Origin of the sequence: Streptomyces sp. NPDC048604 (genome assembly GCF_043199435.1) — a bacterium.
Taxonomy (GTDB): Bacteria; Actinomycetota; Actinomycetes; order Streptomycetales; family Streptomycetaceae; genus Streptomyces.
Map to the genome: position 1 here is coordinate 190,751 of NZ_JBICVX010000014.1, position 17,833 is coordinate 208,583.

The 17,833-nt window shown below is 74.4% G+C and carries 14 protein-coding genes; 8 read left to right on the top strand and 6 right to left on the bottom strand.

Annotated features, from left to right (window positions below):
* Positions 1 to 94 precede the first annotated feature (94 nt).
* From ACGFMM_RS27490 to ACGFMM_RS27505, 4 genes are all read right to left on the bottom strand, one after another.
* Entirely contained in the window at positions 95 to 178 is an 84-nt protein-coding gene (locus ACGFMM_RS27490; protein ID WP_360326930.1) for a putative leader peptide, read from the bottom strand.
* Between the two features lie 143 nt (positions 179 to 321).
* A complete protein-coding gene (locus tag ACGFMM_RS27495) occupies positions 322 to 894 on the bottom strand; it encodes a GNAT family N-acetyltransferase (RefSeq protein ID WP_393649136.1) in 573 nt (190 codons plus the stop codon).
* A gap of 210 nt (positions 895 to 1,104) precedes the next feature.
* Positions 1,105 to 2,403 (bottom strand): GAF domain-containing protein, encoded by a 1,299-nt coding sequence (locus ACGFMM_RS27500; RefSeq protein ID WP_393649137.1) that lies wholly within the window; start codon positions 2,401 to 2,403, stop codon positions 1,105 to 1,107.
* A gap of 222 nt (positions 2,404 to 2,625) precedes the next feature.
* On the bottom strand, positions 2,626 to 4,260 hold the full coding sequence (locus ACGFMM_RS27505; protein ID WP_393649138.1) for an acyl-CoA dehydrogenase family protein: 1,635 nt from the start codon (positions 4,258 to 4,260) through the stop codon (positions 2,626 to 2,628).
* A 17-nt stretch (positions 4,261 to 4,277) separates the two neighbouring features.
* On the opposite strand from ACGFMM_RS27505, the gene ACGFMM_RS27510 reads away from it, so the two are divergent.
* Both ACGFMM_RS27510 and ACGFMM_RS27515 read left to right on the top strand, forming a co-directional pair.
* Complete coding sequence (locus ACGFMM_RS27510; protein ID WP_393649139.1) at positions 4,278 to 5,390, top strand: YihY/virulence factor BrkB family protein; 1,113 nt, start codon at positions 4,278 to 4,280, stop codon at positions 5,388 to 5,390.
* A gap of 32 nt (positions 5,391 to 5,422) precedes the next feature.
* A complete protein-coding gene (locus tag ACGFMM_RS27515) occupies positions 5,423 to 6,151 on the top strand; it encodes a helix-turn-helix domain-containing protein (protein ID WP_393649140.1) in 729 nt (242 codons plus the stop codon).
* On the opposite strand, the gene ACGFMM_RS27520 is transcribed toward ACGFMM_RS27515, so the two are convergent.
* A complete protein-coding gene (locus tag ACGFMM_RS27520) occupies positions 6,091 to 6,486 on the bottom strand; it encodes a VOC family protein (RefSeq protein WP_393649141.1) in 396 nt (131 codons plus the stop codon). The genes ACGFMM_RS27515 and ACGFMM_RS27520 overlap by 61 nt on opposite strands.
* Before the next feature lie 211 nt (positions 6,487 to 6,697).
* Between ACGFMM_RS27520 and ACGFMM_RS27525 the strand changes: the two genes are divergently transcribed.
* Together ACGFMM_RS27525 and ACGFMM_RS27530 are read left to right on the top strand one after the other, a co-directional pair.
* The gene (locus ACGFMM_RS27525; protein WP_393649142.1) at positions 6,698 to 7,165 is read left to right on the top strand and encodes a cation:proton antiporter regulatory subunit; all 468 of its coding nucleotides are present in this window, start codon (positions 6,698 to 6,700) and stop codon (positions 7,163 to 7,165) included.
* 1 nt (position 7,166) lies between these two features.
* Positions 7,167 to 8,417 (top strand): cation:proton antiporter, encoded by a 1,251-nt coding sequence (locus ACGFMM_RS27530; RefSeq protein WP_393649143.1) that lies wholly within the window; start codon positions 7,167 to 7,169, stop codon positions 8,415 to 8,417.
* Here the strand turns inward: ACGFMM_RS27530 and ACGFMM_RS27535 are convergent.
* Complete coding sequence (locus ACGFMM_RS27535; RefSeq protein WP_393649144.1) at positions 8,386 to 10,683, bottom strand: N-acetylmuramoyl-L-alanine amidase; 2,298 nt, start codon at positions 10,681 to 10,683, stop codon at positions 8,386 to 8,388. The genes ACGFMM_RS27530 and ACGFMM_RS27535 overlap by 32 nt on opposite strands.
* A 293-nt stretch (positions 10,684 to 10,976) precedes the next feature.
* Here ACGFMM_RS27535 and ACGFMM_RS27540 point away from each other — a divergent pair, with 293 nt between their 5' ends.
* The 4 genes from ACGFMM_RS27540 to ACGFMM_RS27555 all read left to right on the top strand — a co-directional run bounded on the left by ACGFMM_RS27540 (position 10,977) and on the right by ACGFMM_RS27555 (position 17,831).
* Positions 10,977 to 11,897: a hypothetical protein gene (locus ACGFMM_RS27540; RefSeq protein ID WP_393649145.1), complete on the top strand. Its 921-nt coding sequence runs from the start codon at positions 10,977 to 10,979 to the stop codon at positions 11,895 to 11,897.
* 17 nt (positions 11,898 to 11,914) lie between these two features.
* Entirely contained in the window at positions 11,915 to 14,113 is a 2,199-nt protein-coding gene (locus ACGFMM_RS27545) for a protein kinase (RefSeq protein ID WP_393649146.1), read from the top strand.
* Complete coding sequence (locus ACGFMM_RS27550) at positions 14,113 to 16,281, top strand: PQQ-binding-like beta-propeller repeat protein (RefSeq protein ID WP_393649147.1); 2,169 nt, start codon at positions 14,113 to 14,115, stop codon at positions 16,279 to 16,281. The genes ACGFMM_RS27545 and ACGFMM_RS27550 overlap by 1 nt, the downstream gene beginning before the upstream one ends.
* 74 nt (positions 16,282 to 16,355) lie before the next feature.
* A complete protein-coding gene (locus ACGFMM_RS27555; RefSeq protein WP_393649148.1) occupies positions 16,356 to 17,831 on the top strand; it encodes an esterase/lipase family protein in 1,476 nt (491 codons plus the stop codon).
* The last annotated feature ends 2 nt before the right edge of the window (positions 17,832 to 17,833 follow it).

A 17,833-nucleotide genomic window follows, 5' to 3' on the forward strand; every position in this document is an offset into this window, starting at 1 on the left:
GCTCTGACCTGCACTTTCAGGCAGGTGTCAGAGGATGGCGCGACGGTGCGCAGCAGAGTCGGGCAGAAAAGGAATCGCGGCGTTGCTGGTTCTCTCAGCGCACCGGACAGATGGCGCTGGACACGCGGCCGAGGTCGACGTGCCGCCGACTCACCAAGGCAATTCCAGTTCCAGACATGACGGAAGCGTGTCACGGGACTTTGGACCCAGTCCAGCTTCATCCATTATGTGGACACCGCCGTCCCGCATCGCGAGACGGTGTGCTCTGGGTCACGTCGGGCCCTCCTGCGGGCCCGGGCGCGGGGTGGTCCCCGCGGCGGCTCAGGCGTGCGCGCCGGGCCAGGGGCCGGGGGTCTCGGACTCCTCGACCTCCTCCACCTTCGTGTCGAAGAGCCGGAAGCCCCGGCGCCGGTAGTTGTCCATCGCGTGCGGGCCGTCCAGCGAGCAGGTGTGCAGCCACACCCGGCGGGTCGGCTCCCGGTCCGGCCAGCGTTCGGCCAGGTCCCAGGCGCGCCGCACGCCCTCGGAGAGCAGATGGCCGCCGATCCGGCGGCCGCGGAAGGCCGGGATCAGGCCGAAGTAGACGATCTCCACCACGCCGTCGTCCTGCGGGTCCAGCTCCACGTACCCGGCCGGCGTCCCCTTCTCGTACGCCACCCAGAGCTCGGCGCCCGGCTTCTCGACGATCTGCTGCCACTCCTTGTACGTCAGCGGCAGCCGGTCGTTCCACCGGATGTCGCCGCCGACCGCGGTGTAGAGGAAGCGGCTGAACTCCGGCGAGGGCAGCTCGGCCCGCGCGATCGTCACGTCGCCGCCCTCCGGCGGCGTGGCGGGACGCAGATCGGACGGGTCGGTCTGTTCGAGGGACCAGGTGGTGAGAGTGATGGTGCTCATGGGCCCATCGCATCATGCGGAGCCCCAGATTCCCAGGCCGGGCCGGGGTCCGAGGACGCCTCGGCCGTCAGCCGGCGCAGCTCGGCCATCCGCTCTGTGAGCCGCTCGTCCGGATTGCGGACAACCTCCGCCTGCATCCCGTCCAGGATGCGCCAGGCCCACATGCACCGGTCGACGATCACGACCGGGTACGGATGGTGCGCCCGGGGCTCAGTCCTGCGCCCCCGCCGGCGCGTCCCACGCCGCGCGGACCGCGGGGGCCGTGGAGTGGGGGAGGAGGTCGGCGGGGTGCTCGGGGACGAGGAGCTCGACCTCGACCTCCTCGTGGAACCGGTACGGCCGGTGGGCCAGCACGCCCGCCAGGTTGCGGCGGATCCGCGACATCTCCGCGCGCACGGTCACCGTGCGCGTCCGGTCGCCGAACACGTCCTGCGCCAGCTCCGCGGCCGTCCGCCCCTCGGGGCTGCGGGCCAGCACCCACAGCAGCTCCGCATGACGCGGGCTCAGCTCCTGCGTCCAGCTGCCCGCCGCCCCCGACACCGCCACCGTCCAGCGGCGCGGCCGGCTCAGGTCGAGCACCACCCGGCTGCCGTCCGCCTCCGCCGTCGTCCCGTCGTCCACCCGCAGCAGCCAGCCGCCCGGCAGCGGCTCCACCGCGCACATCCCGAGCGACGGCAGCCACACCCGTCCCGCCCGGAACGATTTGGGCAGCGTCACCCGGTCCACCGGGGCCATCCCGGTCACCGCCGCCGTCCAGCCGTGCGCGTCCACCGCGATCGCCCGGCCGCCCACCCGGCACAGGATCGGCGCGGCCACCGCCCGCAGCCGCTCGACCGACCGCAGATGCCGCTCCCGCAGCTCGGCCTCGGCCAGCTGCGCCACCGAGGCCACCAGTGCCAGCGTGGCCGGATGGAAGCTCGACGCCGGACCGCTCACGTCCACGATCCCGAGCAGCCGCTGGTCGCGCGGATCGTGCACGGGCGCGGCGGCGCAGGTCCAGTTGTGCAGGGTCTGCAGATAGTGCTCGGCCGAGTGGACCTGGACGGCCTTGCGCACCGCGAGCGCCGTGCCCACCGCGTTGGTGCCGGTGCTCGACTCGCTCCAGGCCGCGCCCTCCTCCAGACAGATCCCGCTGGCCCGGCGCAGCACCGACAGGTTGCCGTCGCGCCACAGCACCCGGCCGTGCTCGTCGGTGACCACCATGATCTGCATCGAGGCGTCGGCGATCCCGCTCAGCCCGGCGGTGAGCGTCCGCATCACCTCGCCGATCAGCGTCGTCCGCCGCCGCTCCTCCAGCTCGTCCCGCCGCAGCAGTACGGACCTGCTGCTCTGGTCGGGATCGAGCCCCAGCTGCGACATCCGCCGCCACGAGGCGTCGATCACCGGGCGGGGGGCGATCGGCGGCCGCCGGCCGGCCAGGGTCTCCTCCCGCACCCGGTGGAGCAGCCGGGACGCCTGGGCGGCGTCCATGGCGGCCAGCCGGCGCAGGTCGAGCGCGGTGTCGTTCATCGGTATCCCCCAGGCGCCGGTGGTGCGGTATCGGTTCTGCACTGCGCGGCCTCGCAGGCCCATGGTGCCGCCCCGGCCTCCCCGGCGCGGGGCGGTTCGGACAATCCTGCAACCGTCTGCAACTCTGGCGGATCCCCCGGAAGTGCGTGAGTGTGGTGCACCAGCGGAGGGTGGTGCCGTGTCGGCGCAGCACCACCCTCGGCTTTCGCGTTCCCGGGCGGCTCAGGGAGCCACCCGCGCCCGCTCCACCACCTTCGCCAGATCGAGCGAGTGGGGAAGCGTCCCGAAGGCCGTCCCCCAGTCTCCGCCGAGCCGTGAACCGCAGAACGCGTCCGCAACCTCCGGCGGCGCGAACCGGACCAGCAGCGAGCCCTGGAGCACCAGCGCCATCCGCTCCACCAGGCGCCGCGCCCGTGCCTCGATCCCGTCCAGATCGGCCAGTTCGGTCAGCAGGTCCTTGATCCCCGCGTCCAGCCGGTGGTCCGCCCCGCGCGCCTGCCCGACCTCCTGCAGGAACGCGTTCAGCGCCGCCGGCTCCCGCTGCAGCGCTCGCAGCACGTCCAGCGCCTGGACGTTGCCCGAGCCCTCCCAGATCGAGTTCAGCGGCGCCTCGCGCAGCAGCCGCGGCATCCCCGACTCCTCCACGTACCCGTTGCCGCCCAGGCACTCCAGCGCCTCCGCCACCATCGGCGTGCAGCGCTTGGTCACCCAGTACTTCGCCGCCGGCACGGCCAGCCGCAGGAACGCCCGCTCGGCTTCGGTGTCCGCGTCGTAGGCCGCCGCGAGCCGCATGCCCAGCGTCGTCGCGGCTTCCGACTCCAGCGCCAGGTCCGCCAGCACGTTGCGCATCAGCGGCTTCTCGATCAGCAGCCCGCCGAAGGCGCTGCGGTACGAGGCGTGGTGCACGGCCTGCGTCAGCGCCTGCCGCATCTGCGCCGCCGAGCCCAGTACACAGTCGAGCCGCGTGGCCGCCACCATCTCGATGATGGTGCGCACCCCGCGGCCCTCCTCGCCGACCCGGCGCGCCCACGTCCCGTCGAACTCCACCTCGCTCGAGGCGTTGGACTTGTTGCCCAGCTTGTCCTTGAGGCGCTGGATCGCGAACACGTTCCGGCTGCCGTCCGGCAGCACCCGCGGCACGAGGAAGCAGGTCAGCCCGCCGGGCGCCTGCCCGAGCACCAGGAACCCGTCCGACATGGGCGCCGAGCAGAACCATTTGTGACCGGTCAGCAGATACTCGCCCTCGGCGTCCAGCGGTCGCGCCTGGGTGGTGTTCGCCCGGACGTCGCTGCCGCCCTGCTTCTCCGTCATGCCCATCCCGAAGAGCACGCCGGCCTTCTCCGCGGCCGGCCGCAGGCCCTGCTCGTACACCTGCGAGGTCAGCCGCGGCTCCCACTCGGCGGCCAGCTCCGGGTCGGTCCGCAGCGCCGGCACCGCGGAGTGCGTCATCGACAGCGGACAGCCGTGCCCGGCCTCCACCTGCGTCCACACCAGGAACCCGGCGGCGCGCCGCAGATGGCCGCCGGGCCGGCCCCAGGCGTTCGTCAGACCCGCGCCGACGGCGTGGCCGAGCAGCCGGTGCCAGGACGGATGGAACTCGACCTCGTCGATACGGTGGCCGTACCGGTCGTGGGTGCGCAGCTTCGGCGGGTACTCGTTGGCCAGCACCCCCCATTCCTGCACCTGGGCCGAGCCGGCGCTGCGGCCGAGTGCGGAGAGGTCCTCCCGCGCCCCGGGCAGCAGCCCGGGGTCCAGATGGCGCTCGACCGCCTCGACGAGTGCCCGGTCGGACGTGAATACGTCGTATCCCACCAGGGGCGGAGCCTGGTTGGTCACTGTGTGGGTGCTGGCTGCCATGCCGATACGGTAAGGAGGTGCAGGCAGCAAATGAAACACCCGAGCGCCGCCGGGGAAGACTTCACCGGGCGAGAGTCCTCTACCGCAACGTCTCCAAGCGGAAGCTGGTCTGGCTGCTCCTGAAGGACACCGTCAACTCGTGCATCGAGTACCGCATCCTCGGTCTCGCGGCGGAGGCGGCGTTCTTCACCCTGCTCTCGCTGCCGCCGCTGATGCTGGGTCTGCTGGGTCTGCTCGGCTACGTCGACGACTGGACGGACACCACGACCGTCGCGTCCATCCAGGAGAACATCCTGCGCGCCTCCGGCACGGTGCTGTCCGACCGGGGCGTCAACGACATCGCCAAACCGCTCCTGGAGGACGTCACCCGGGGCGGCCGGCCCGATCTCATCTCCATCGGCTTCGCCATCGCCCTGTGGTCCGGCTCGCGGGCCGTGAACGTCTTCATCGACACCATCACCGTCATGTACGGGCTCGACGGCCACCGGGGGATCGTCGCGACCCGGCTGCTCGCCTTCCTGCTGTACATCGTGGCGCTGCTGATCGGCGCGGTCGTGCTGCCGCTCGCGGTGGTCGGCCCGGACCGGGTGGTGGAGCTGATCCCCTGGGGCACGGAGGTGGTGTCGGTGCTGTACTGGCCGGCCGTCATCCTGCTCTCCGTCGCCTTCCTGACCACGCTGTACCACGTGTCCGTACCGGTCCGCTCGCCCTGGATCGAGGACATCCCCGGCGCCCTGGTCGCGCTCGCGATGTGGGTGCTCGGCAGCTTCGTGCTGCGGATCTACCTGACCAGCCAGGTCGAGGGCCCGACGATCTACGGCTCGCTCGCCGCGCCGATCGCGGTGCTGCTGTGGATCGGCATCTCGGCGTTCGCGGTGCTGGTCGGCGCGGCCGTCAACGCGGCGATCGACCGGGTGTGGCCCTCGGTCGCCACCGCCGCCGCCCGCGAGGCCGGCGTGCGCGCCCGCGCCGCCCAGGCGGCCGAACTGCTCGCCCGTGCCCGCGCGGAGGCGGACGACGTCGACGAGGACGACCCGGACATGCCTTCGGAGTTCCCCGAGCGCTGGTCGCGGTTCCTGCCGCCGGACGACGTCAAGGCCCGCCTGCACAGCGGCTGGGAACGCGACTGACGTCCCGTACCGCCCCGGCCTAGGCTGGAGGCGTGTACGCGGAACGGGCCTCCCGGCTGGACGGGGCCGTGCTCTGGACGGTGGAGCCACGGCGGGCCGCCGACATGCGGCCGGTGCTGCCCGACGGCTGCATGGACCTGCTCTGGAGCGAGGGGCGGCTGCTCGTCGCCGGCCCCGACACCCGCCCGCACCTGCCCGTCGGCAGCGCGCCCTGGGCCGGGCTGCGGTTCGCGCCCGGGGACGCGCCGGGGCTGCTCGGCGTCCCCGCCCACGAGCTGCTGGATCTGCGGGTCGAGCTCGCGGACCTGTGGGGCGCGGCTCGGGCCCGGCGGCTCGGCGGGCGGATCGCCGCGGCGCCGTCTCCCGCCGCCGCCCAGGAGGAGCTGGCGCTGAGCCGCGCCGCCCACGCGCCCGCGCCGGACCCGGTGCTGCGCGCCGTGGTCGCCGCGCTCCGGGCCGGCCGGCCGGTGGCCGAGACCGCCGACGCCGTGGGGCTCGGCGCCCGGCAGCTGCACCGGCGCTCGCTCGTGGCCTTCGGCTACGGGCCCAAGACCCTCGCCCGGATCCTCCGGCTGCGCCGCGCCCTGGCGCTGGTCGCCGCCGGGGTCCCGTTCGCGGACGCCGCCGTAGCGGCGGGCTGCGCCGACCAGGCCCACCTCGCGCGCGAGGCCCGGACGCTGGCCGGCACCACGCTGAGCGCCTACGCGGCGTCCGCGAAGAGGCTGACGCCGCAGCCGTCCGGGTCGAGGACCACCGCGTAGCGCTGCCCCCAGACCGCGTCCCAGGGCTTCAGATGCCCCCGGTATCCGGCGGCGACCAGCTCCTCGTACACCGCGTCCACCTGTGCGGGGGAGTCGCAGCGGAAGGCGAGCCCCAGCCGGTCGCCGCCGCTCGGGCGGGTCCATTCCGGGTCGAAGGACCGTACGACCTCCTCCGTGTCCCACGCGATCCGCAGGCCGCCGGGCAGCGTGGCCTCCACGTGCGGGGCGTTCTCGGCGCCGTCGGGGAGGTCGAGTCCCAGCCGTCGGTAGAAGGCGAGCGACGCGGCCATGTCGGCCACGACCAGTCCGATGAGATCGAGTCGAGGTGCGTTCATGCCCGGCACGCTACGGGCTCGGCCGCGGCCCGGTCTTGAAGGTTTCGGACGTACGACGCGCCGGACGGGGCCCGCGGCGTCCACCTGCCATCGTCCCGCCCCGGGCAGGTCTCCGGTGGTACCGTGAGAGCGTCGTTTTGCGGTGGAAAGTCCGAATCGTCACGTCGCGACGCTGCCGCACCCGGCCGCTGTTCCCAGAGAGGCGACCGTCATGGGCACGCGTCGCATCCCGCTTCCCGGCGTCGGCACCCAGTACGACGTGACCACCGAGTCCGGCGGACACCTCTCCGTCGTCGTGCACCACGACGGGCGGCGGTTCGTAGGGGTCTACCGTCACGACGACCCCGACTCCTGCGAGTCCGTCGCGCTCGAACCCGAAGAGGCCACCCAGCTCGCCCACTTGATCGACCCGGCCCGTCCGGAGGGCATCGAGACCGACGGGCTCGACCTCGTCACCGAGCACATCCCCCTCGGCTCCCGCTCCCCGTACGCCGGCCGGCTCCTCGGCGACACCCGTGCCCGCACCCGTACCGGCGCCTCCATCGTCGCCGTACTGCGCCGCACCAGCGTCCACCCGTCCCCCGGCCCCGACTTCCGGCTCGCCCTCGGCGACACCCTCGTCGCCGTCGGCACCCGCGACGGCGTCGACGCGCTCGCCGTGATCATCGGCGGAGGGTGACGTGCACGACACCACCGCCCTCCTCGTCGAACTGGGCTCGCTGCTCCTCACCCTCGGGCTGATCGGACGTCTCGCCGCCCGCATCGGGCTCTCGCCCATCCCGCTCTACCTGCTCGCCGGCCTCGCCTTCGGCAAGGGCGGCCTGCTGCCGCTCGACGCCAGCGAGGAGTTCGTCGCCGTCGGCGCGGAGATCGGCGTCATCCTGCTCCTGATGACGCTCGGCCTGGAGTACTCCGCCTCCGAACTCGTCGGCAGCCTGCGCACCCAATACCCCTCCGGACTCGTCGACTTCGTCCTCAACGCCGTCCCCGGCGCCGTCGCCGGACTGCTGCTCGGCTGGGGCCCGGTCGGCGCGGTCGCCCTCGCCGGCGTCACCTGGATCTCGTCCTCCGGCGTCGTCGCCAAGGTCCTCGCCGACCTTGGCAGGCTCGGCAACCGGGAGACCCCCGCCGTGCTCGGCGTCCTCGTCCTCGAGGACCTCTCCATGGCCCTCTACCTGCCGCTGCTCACCGCCCTCGTGGCGGGCGTCGGCCTGGCCGGCGGCAGCATCGCCCTCGTCATCGCCCTCGGCACCGTCGGCGTCGTGCTGTACTTCGCGCTCCGCCACGGCCACCACCTCAGCCGGGCCGTCTCCTCCGACAACCCCGAACTGCTGCTGCTCGTCGTGCTCGGCCTGACCGTGCTGGTCGCCGGGATCGCCCAGCGGCTCCAGGTCTCCGCCGCGGTCGGCGCGTTCCTCGTCGGCATCGCGCTCTCCGGCGAGGTCGCCGAGGGTGCGCACCGGCTGCTCACCCCGCTGCGGGACCTGTTCGCCGCGGTCTTCTTCGTCTTCTTCGGACTGTCCACCGACCCCGGCGCCATCCCGCCGGTCCTCGGCGTCGCGACGCTGCTCGCCGTCGTCACCGTCCTCACCAAGGTCGCCACCGGCTGGTACGCGGCCCGGCGGGCCGGCGTCGGCCCGCGCGGCCGGCTACGGGCCGGCGGGGCGCTGGTCGCCCGCGGCGAGTTCTCCGTGGTGATCGCCGGACTCGCCGCCGCCACCGACCCGCGGATCGGCCCCCTCGCCACCGCCTACGTCCTGCTCATGGTGCTCGTCGGCCCGCTCGCGGCGCGCTGGACCGAACCCCTCGTCACCCGCCTCAAAGCCGCCCTCGGACGCGGAACGGCGCCGGCTCCGCACCCGAGAGGGGTGGGAGCCGGCGCCGCCTGGGCGTGGCTGCTCAGCGCAGGTAGACGAGACCGTCGGTGGTGACCGTCGGCCGGCCGGCCGTGCCGACCACCACGATCTTCACCGTGTGCTTGCCCGCCGAGGACCAGTTGCGGGTCCAGATCGCGTCCCGGTACTTCGCGGTCGTCGACCTGAGGTCGACCGTCGCGAGCTTGACCCCGTCCACGTACACGTACGCCTGGCCGGAGTTGGACGCCCGGGACACCACCCACGCGACCGAGCGGCCGGTGAACGTCCAGGTGAGCGAGGCGTTCCTGGCGGTGCTGGAGAGGGACTTGCCGCCCAGGTAGCTGGTCGACGACTTCGCCGCCCAGGTGCCGGAGCGGACCGCGGAGGTCTCCTGCAGGATCATCGGCGTCGAACCGACCGACGCGGTGGTCCGGTTGCCCGCCTGGTCGTACGCGTTGAGCGTCCAGGTCGTGGTGACGGCCGGCTTCGCCGAGTGCGCGGCGGTGGTGATCGTCGGGCCGTACGTCGCGGCCACCGGCGTCGTCAGCCGGACGTCGCGCAGCGCGACGGCGTCCGTCGCCTTCCACACCAGGCTCAGCGGCGCGGCGGTGGTGTTCACCGTGCCGGCCCGCAGGTACACCCGCGGGGTGGTGGAGAAGACCGGGGCGGTGGTGTCGCCGACCGCGGTCAGCGCGGGCGTCGTCACGGTCTTGCGCGAGGTGTGCACCGCGCGCACGGCGACCGAGTGGCTGCCGGCCGGCACGGTGATCGCGGCGGACGTCGCCGAACCGGCGGCGGTGGCCGCCACGTTGCCGTCGACCAGCACCTCGTGCCGGACGATGAACGCGGACGGGGTCGTCGACGTCCAGGCGACGGTCAGCGGACCGCGCGTGTGGTACGTCCCGCCGGACAGCGTCGCGCCGGTGACCGAGGTGACCTTCAGCCCGGCCACCGGGCCGGCGGCCCAGGAGCGGATCGTGGGCAGCTGGCCGTACCCGGTCGTGCCCGGGCACTGGGTGTTGTAGCCGTCCCGGTGGCCGAAGACCGTCGAGAACGGCAGCTGGGCGCCCTTCGCCCACGACTTGCCGAAGTAGTTGGTGCCGACGTCACCGGCGGTCAGCGTGGTCGTGCCGGCCGGGTCCACGCCGTACTGGCCGAGCTTCCACGCGGCGATCCGCGCGGCCGAGATCAGCTGCGACTTCGACGGCGCGGTGGTCGAGTAGTCGCCGATCAGCGAGATGCTGGTGGTCTCGCTGTTGAAGCCGTACGTGTGCGCGCCCACCACCGGCAGGTCCATGCCGCCCTTGCGGCCCTCGAAGATCGTGCCGCACTTGTCGACGAGGAAGTGGTAGCCGATGTCCTTCCAGCCGTTGCCGCCCTGGGTGGCCGGCTTGATGTGGTACGCGTAGATGCCGCGCACGATCGCCGCCGAGTCGGCGCAGGAGTAGTCGTTCGTCGCGGCCGTGTGGTGCACGGCCACGGCCTTGATCTTCCCAGCCGGAAGATACGTCGGGGCCTCGGGGCTGAGCGACTCGTCGGCGCCCCAGCCGGCCCGCGTGGTGATCGCAGGCCGGGCGGCCGTCGACGGCGGCGCCGTCGGGCCGGTCGACGAGGGCGTCGGGGCCGGAGTGGTGGAGGCCGAGGCGGACGGCGCGGCGCTCTCCGACGCGCTGGTGCTCGGCGCCGGCGGCGCGGGCTCGGTGGACTGAGCCGGCGGCGGCTCCTCCGTGGTGGGGGACGCGGCGGGCGTCGACGGGTCGGGCGCGGGGCTCTCGGTGCTCGGCTCGGGAGCGGGCGGGGTGGGGGTCCCGCTCTCCTCGACCGAGAACCCGGCCGGCGCCATCGCCTGCGGCTTCGCGTTGCTCTTGCCCGGGTCGACCAGCGTCAGCCGCAGGTCGGTCGGCAGCACGGCGGTCGCCCTGCCGCTCGCGACCACCCGCACCTCGACGCCGTCGGACGCGCCGAACCAGGCGGGCTCGGTGCCGCCGCGCTCGGCCGTCGGGTCGGCGGTGCCGTGGTCGTCCAGCTCGATCCAGCGCGACCAGTCGCCGGACTCCGCGCCGCGGGCGCGTGCCTCGACCTTGCCCGGCATCCGGGCGGCCGGGTCGGCCCAGGTGACGCCGAGCATGCTGAACGGCTCGGTGTCCTGCTGCGACAGCGAGGCGCTGCGCCCGCCGTCGGCGGTCTTCAGCGCCACGCTGCTGGTCTTCGTCTCGACAGGGCCGTGTGCCTTGCCGTCGTACTCTCCGTCCGCGTTCCCGGTCATCCCCTCGAAGACCAGGACCCCGGAGATCCCTGCCACCACGGCCATCGCCGTGCCCCACACCCGACGCCGCTTCATGCGGCCCCACCCCTTGTGTGTCGTCAGCTCCGCGCGCCGGAACGCGCCTGTCGCGCGAAACCTATCGGAGCGCGGAACCGTTTCCTCCGGCGGGGCCGGGGTAGGGCTTCCCTTTTTGCCGAACGCTCTGGTCAGTCCCCGCATCAGCAGGATTTCATCGGAATTGCAGCGCCCCGCGAAACGCTTCTGCACGTCGCGCCCGGGCCCGGCACGTCCACGTGCCGAGCCCCGGCCCCCCAGGACCGGCTTGGCCGATTCCGACACCGACAGCCGAACGGAGAGCGGGACACCCCGTGAGCGAGACCCCGATGAACCCGCAGCAGCCGCCCGTACCGACGGGCCCCACCCAGCCCCTGCCGCCGGCCGCGCCGGCCGCTCCCGGCTGGGGAGCGCCGGGTCCCGCGGCAGGTCAACCGCCCTACGGGCAGCCTCCGATGCCGGACCGGCCGGCCGGCCCGCCGCCGGCCGGCGCCCCGGCGCCGACGTCGGCGTGGACCCAGCCGCTCCCGCCGTTCCAGGGGCAGAACGGCGCGACGGGCACGGGACGTCCGGGGGGCGTCCCGACGCCCTGGCTGATCGGGGGCGCCGCGGCGTTCGTGGCCGCCGTCGTCATCGCCGTGGTGGTGGCCACGTCGGGCGGCGGCGGCACGAACGCCGCGCCGGGCGGTCCCGCGGGTGTCCCGGGCGCACCGGGCGCCGAACAGCCGGAGCCCGGCGGCAAGGCGTTCACGAAGGTGCCGGAGGGCTGCGACCTGATCAAGCCCGCGACCGTCGCCGGCCTGGTGCCCGGCGCGGAGTGCAAGCCGTCGCAGTTCGACAACGCCACTCTGGCCTCGATGATCACGAAGATGCCGGAGTGGGACACCCCCATGGGCTCCGGCGGCCCCATGCTCACCGTCCGCGTCAGCCTGGTCGTCAGCCCGGCGGCCAAGGGCCAGTACGACATGAAGAAGACCACCGCTCTGACCGGCGCGAAGACCATGCGCACCAGCACCGGCCGGGCGCTCTCCGGGCTCGGGGAGGAGGCCATGGTCGTCCACCACGTCGGCAAGGCGCCCTTCGACGGGGCCGAGTCCGAGGTGGTCGTCCGCGAGGGGAACGCCGCGTTCACCGTGCAGTACAACTACAACCCCGAGGACAGCGGCAGGACGCAGGCGCAGGCCGAGCAGGGCGCCATCGCCGCCGCCCGTGACGTCCTCGGCTCGCTCTCCTGACCCGGCCCGGACCGCCGGTGACCTTCCCGACGCACGCCCACACGGACCCGTACACGTCCGCCGATCCGTCCCTGTATCCCTCCGCCGGACCGGCCCCGTACACCCCGCACCGCATCGGCCCCTACGAGGTCTTCCAACTGCTCGGAGAGGGCGGCATGGGCCAGGTGTACCTGGCCCGGTCGCCCGGCGCGCGGCTGGTCGCCGTGAAGGTCGTCCGCGCCGAGTACGCCGAGACGCCCGACTTCCGCGGCCGCTTCCGGCGCGAGGCCGACGCCGCCCGCCGGGTCAGCGGCTTCTTCACCCCGCCCGTGCTCGACGCGGACGCCGACGCCGAACGGCCCTGGCTGGCCACCGCCTACGTCCCCGCGCCGTCCCTGCACGAGGTCGTCCAGCGCTACGGCACCCTGCCCGAGCCCGCGCTGCGCGCCCTCGGCAGCGGCCTCGGCGAGGCGCTGCTCGCGATCCACACCGCCGGCGTCGTGCACCGCGACCTCAAGCCCGCCAACGTGCTCGTCACCGACGACGGGCCCCGCGTCATCGACTTCGGCATCAGCCGGGCCGCCGACGCCACCCAGGTCACCCGCACCGGCGCCGTCATCGGCACGCCCGGCTACATGGCCCCGGAGCAGATCGTGGCGAGCCGCGAGGCCGGGCCGCCCGCCGACGTGTTCGCGCTCGGCTGCGTCCTCGCCCACGCGGCCACCGGCGCCGGCCCGTTCGGCGCCGGCACCAGCGCCGAGGTCCTGTACCGCGCCGTGCACGCGCCGCCCCGGCTCGACGGGGTGCCCGCGACGCTGCACCCCCTGCTCGCCGCCTGCCTCGACAAGGACCCCGCCCGCAGACCCTCCGTCCAGGACGTGCTGGCCGCCCTCGGATCCGCCGAACCGGCCGCCCTGCTCACGCCCGGACTGCGCGAGGACCTCGCGGCCCGGGAGGCGTACGCCGCCGCCCTGCTCACCGCGCCGCCGGTGCCCGCCACGCTGCCCGGCGGCCCGGCGGCCACGGGGGCGCCGCCGGGCCGCCGCAGGTTCCTGGCGTTCGCCGCCGGCGGGACCGTGCTGGCGGGAACCGCCGCGGGCGGCGGGGCTTTCCTCTGGTCCCGGCGCGACCGGCCGGCCGCCGACCCCGGCCCCGGCACCACCGTCCGGCCCAGCACGCCGGCCGTCGCCCCCGCCCCGAAGCCGCTGTGGACGCGCCGGCTCGCCAAGCGGCTCGACGACGGCCGCGTCGGCGTGCTCGACGGCACCGTCGTGTACTGGAACCGGGAGACGGCGGTCGGTCACGACGCCGCCACCGGAGCCCCCCGCTGGACGGCCGCGCCCCGGCTGCCCTCCGACGTCGACGGCACGCCGGAGTGGTTCGGCGTGCACGGCTCGCTGCTGCTCGGCAGCGCCCGGGGCGACGACCGGGAGTACCTGGTCGGCCTGGACGCCCGCGGCGCCCTGCGCTTCGCCCATGTCGTCAGCCGCGGCAGCGCCGGCTCGTCCGCCGAGAGCGTCAACGGCGTGTTCTGCGTCGTGGGTTCCGTCGCCGTCCTGAACACCCTCGGCGACCACTGGGGCGTGCGGGCCGTGGACCTCGCCAAGGGCACGGTCCTGTGGGCCCGTACGGTGAAGGGCAGCGACTACCGGGCCGCCTCCGACGGCCGCACCTGCTTCCTCCTGGCCGACGGCGACCTGCTCGGTCTCGACCTGAGGAGCGGCGCGGTCCGCTGGACGACCAAGGGCGTCGCCCGGCCCGGCGACTATCCGAAGGTCTCCGTCGGCGCCGGCGCGGTCCTCCTCACCGGCGTCAAGGTGCGGGCGTACGGGGCCGCCGACGGCCGCGCCCGCTGGACCGCCGTCAACGAGACCACCAACCTCGACGGCACCGCCGTCGTGGCCGGAACGGGCTATGTCGCCGACGGCCAGGACACCGTGTTCGCCCTCGACCTGAGGGACGGCCGCCAGAAATGGCACACCCCCAGCCCCTTGAACCTCGCCCCCGGCGGCGGCGACCGGGCGGGCCCGGCGGCCTCCGCCTCGCTGGTGGCGATCCCGACCTTCGACACGCCGGGCGTCATGGTGTTCCGCGCCTCCGACGGCCGCCCGCTGTGGGCCCGCCGGGCGGCCGGGGCCGAGACGGCGAGTACCGGCCAGTGGTCCGTCCGGGCCGTCGGCCCGACCGTGTACGCCGCGTCCTCCACCACTCTGTACGCCTTCCGGAGCGAAACCTGATGACCGTGCCCACCGCCCCGACGCCCCCGGCCTCGACGCCCCCGGCCTCGACGTCCGCCACCGCCCTCGGCGCGTCCATCGGTCCCTACCGGGTGATCCGCGAGCTCGGCGCGGGCGGCATGGGCCGGGTGTACCTGGCCGCCTCCCGCAGCGGCCGGGCCGTCGCCGTGAAGGTCGTCCGGCCCGAACTGGCCGCCGACCCCGGATTCCGGCGGCGGTTCCGCGCCGAGGTGGACGCGGCCCGCGCGGTCGGCGGAGTGTTCACCGCGCCCGTCGTCGACGCCGACCCGGACGGGCCCCAGCCCTGGCTGGCCACCGCGTACATCCCCGGCCCCTCGCTCACCGCCGCCGTCGGCGCGCACGGGCCGATGCCCGAGCCGACGCTGCGGGTGCTCGGCGCGGGCCTCGCCGAGGCCCTGGCCGCCGTCCACCGCGCGGGGCTGATCCACAGAGACTTGAAACCCTCGAACATCCTGCTCGCCGCCGACGGCCCCCGGGTCATCGACTTCGGCATCAGCCGGGCCGTCGACGGCACCGTGCTCACCGCGGACGGCCAGATCATCGGCTCGCCCGGCTACATGTCACCCGAGCAGACCACCGGCGCCGAACTCACCCCCGCCGGCGACGTGTTCTCCCTCGGTGCCGTCCTCGCCTTCGCCGCCACCGGCGAACCGCCCTTCGGCACCGGCCAGTTGCACGCCCTGCTCTACCGCACCGCCCACGAGCCGCCCCGGCTCGACGGCGTGCCGCCCGCCCTGTACGGACTCGTCGCCGCCTGCCTCGACAAGGACCCGGCGCGCCGTCCCTCCGTCCCCGAACTCCAGGTGTGGCTGCGCCCGCGGACCACCGAGGGCTGGCTCGGCGCCGTCCAGCAGCAGGTGGACGCCTCCGAGGCCGACCTGCGGGACCAGCTGCGCGGTCCGCTGCTCAGCCGCCGCCGGCTGCTCGGCGGCGGCGCGGTGCTCGCGGCCGCCGCGGCCGCCGGCGGAGTCACCTGGTGGCTGCGGCAGCCGGACACCCCCGACGCCGACCCGCCCCAGCTCCTGTGGACCGCGACGCTCCCGCAGCCCGGCATGAGCCTGCTCGCCCACACGCCGACCACCCTGCTCGTCGCGGGCAAGACCTCCGGCGGGGCCCTCGACCGCGGCACCGGCAAACTGCTCTGGAAGGACCTCAGCGGCCAGAACACCGCCGCCCGCTCCGACGACCGGCGCGTCTACACCCTGCGCACCGACGGCCGGGTCCACGCCCTGGACCTGCGCACCGGCGCCGAACTGTGGGCCGCGGCCCCGGCCGGAGCGGACGCCCCGCGCCTGGAGTACGCCGACGGCTCGCTGCTCGTCACCGCCACCGGCGGCGACCGCGTGCACGGCGTCGACGCGGCGAGCGGCACCGTGAAGTGGCAGGCGGACGTGGCCGGGCTGCTCTCCGTCGACGGGGCCGCGAAGGACGGCGGGCTCGTCGTCTGGGGCAGTTCCGCCCACACGTCCGGCACCGCCATGCTCAGCGGCTACCACGTCCTCGACCCGAAGACCGGGGCCCGCCGGTGGTCCGAGGACCTCGTCATGCTGTACGCGCCGCCGAGCGGCGAGGCGCTGTACGGGCTCGACGGCAGCATGAACCTCGTGGCCCGGGGGCCCTCCGACGGCGCGAAACTCTGGAGCCGCCCCACCAGCCTGCCCCCGACGAACAGTCAGACCCTTCTGTGGAAGCGCGCGTTGCAGCTCGACGGGGACACCCTGTTCTGCTACCCCGGCACCGGCGCGAACGGCTCCACCGGCGGGCTGCTCGCCGCCTTCGACCCCAAGACCGGCGCGCACCGCTGGACCGTGCGCACCGCCGCCCGCGGCGAGCGCGGCTGGGCCCGCTCCGGCGACACCGTCTGCGTCCTCGACGCGGGCGCGCTGCGCGGTCTCGACGTCCGCACGGGCGCGGCCCGCTGGACCGCCGGCAGCGGCCTCGTCGACCTGCAACTCATCGGCGCCGCCCGCGACATGTACCTCGCGACGGGCGCGAAGGGCCTGTACGCCTTCCACGCCGCCACCGGCGCACAGCTCTGGCACCACCCCGTCACGGGCGGCCCCGCCGGCGCGTACTGGTCCACCGCCCTCACCCCCGACCGCCTCTTCGCCGGCCACTCCGGCACCCTGCTCGCCTTCGGACTGTGAGTGGCGGGACCAGGACTGGGGCAATTGACGGACTCGCCACGAAACCGGCGGAACTCACCGTAAGCTTTTGGCTCATGGAGCGCTTAGATCCCGTCAATCCGCCCGCTGTCGGGAATGCCGCGACCCACGACGCCGTGGTGGTCATCCCCGGCATCATGGGCAGCGAACTGGTCGACACGGAGTCCGGGGACGTGCTGTGGGGCATGCGGACGGCGCTCGCGTACTCCGCCCGCTGGCATCACAAGCGCGGGATGGCGGCCCTCGCGGTCCGCGAGGACGAGCGGGCCGGGCGCACGGGCCGGATCACCGCCCGGCGGCTCCTGAAGTTCGCCTCCTGGTCGCCTCTCCTCGGGGGAGTGGAGCCGTACACCGACCTCGTCCGGGGGATCACGCCCGCGGTCGCCCACCCGGCGGCGATCTGCGAGTTCGCCTATGACTGGCGGCTCCCTGTCGCGTACAACGCCCGGCTGCTGGCCGACGCGATCGACCGGCATCTGCAGGCATGGACGGCCCTTCCCGAGTACACGGCGGCCCGGCGCCACGACCCGGACGGCCGGCCGGCCGAAGTGGTGCTCGTCGCGCATTCGATGGGCGGCCTGCTGGTCCGGGAGCTCACCCGGATCCCGGGCGCCATGGACCGGGTACGCGCCACGCTCACGCTCGGCACACCCTTCCACGGCGCGGTGAAGGCGGCGGCGATCCTCAACTCCGGGCGCGGCGCGCCCGTACCGCTGCCCCACCGGCAGCTGCGGGACCTGGCCCGCACCCTTCCCGGGTTGCACGACCTGCTGCCCGCCTACCGCTGTGTCGAGACCGACGACGACATGGTCGCGCCGACCCCCGCGGACATCGCCGCCCTCGGCGGCGACGCCGAACTCGCCGCGGCGTCCCTCGACCGCACGGCCGCGCTGCGGTCCGTACGCATCCCCGACCATGTGAAGGTCGTCGGCATCGCCCAGCACACCATGCAGAGCATGCGGCTCAAGGACGGGGTCGTCATTCCGCAGCCGTACGTCTTCCGGCGGCACCCGGACGACTCGGTGGTGCGGGACGCGATCGGCCGGCCGCTCACGGACGACTGCGGCGGCGACGGCACGGTCTACCGCTACGCCGGACACGTCCACGGCGTCGAGGAAGGCGGCACCTACGCCCAGCAGCACGGCGCGCTCGCCACCTGCGGCAGCGCCGTCGACCGGGCGCGCGGACTGCTGACCGGGCTGCGTCGCCTCGAAGATCTCGGACAGCGCCTCGGGGACGGCGAGACCGGGCTCGAGGCCCCCGATCTCGTGGGCGTGCACGAGGAGTTCGAGATAACGGTGACCGGCGAGGCCGACCCGCGCCGGCTCACCTGCCGGATCCAGGACACCGGCGACGCCGACCGCGTCGTCGACGCACCACGCCTGCCGCCCCGCCGCGACAGCTCCGGCGAGCTGCGCGTCCGGTGCCGGCTGCGGGAACCCGGCCTGTACCGGATCAAGGTGTCCGGCGGCAGCGAGCCGGTCACCCGGCTGGTCATGGCCGCCGCCGAGGACCCGGACCTCGGCGGCTGACC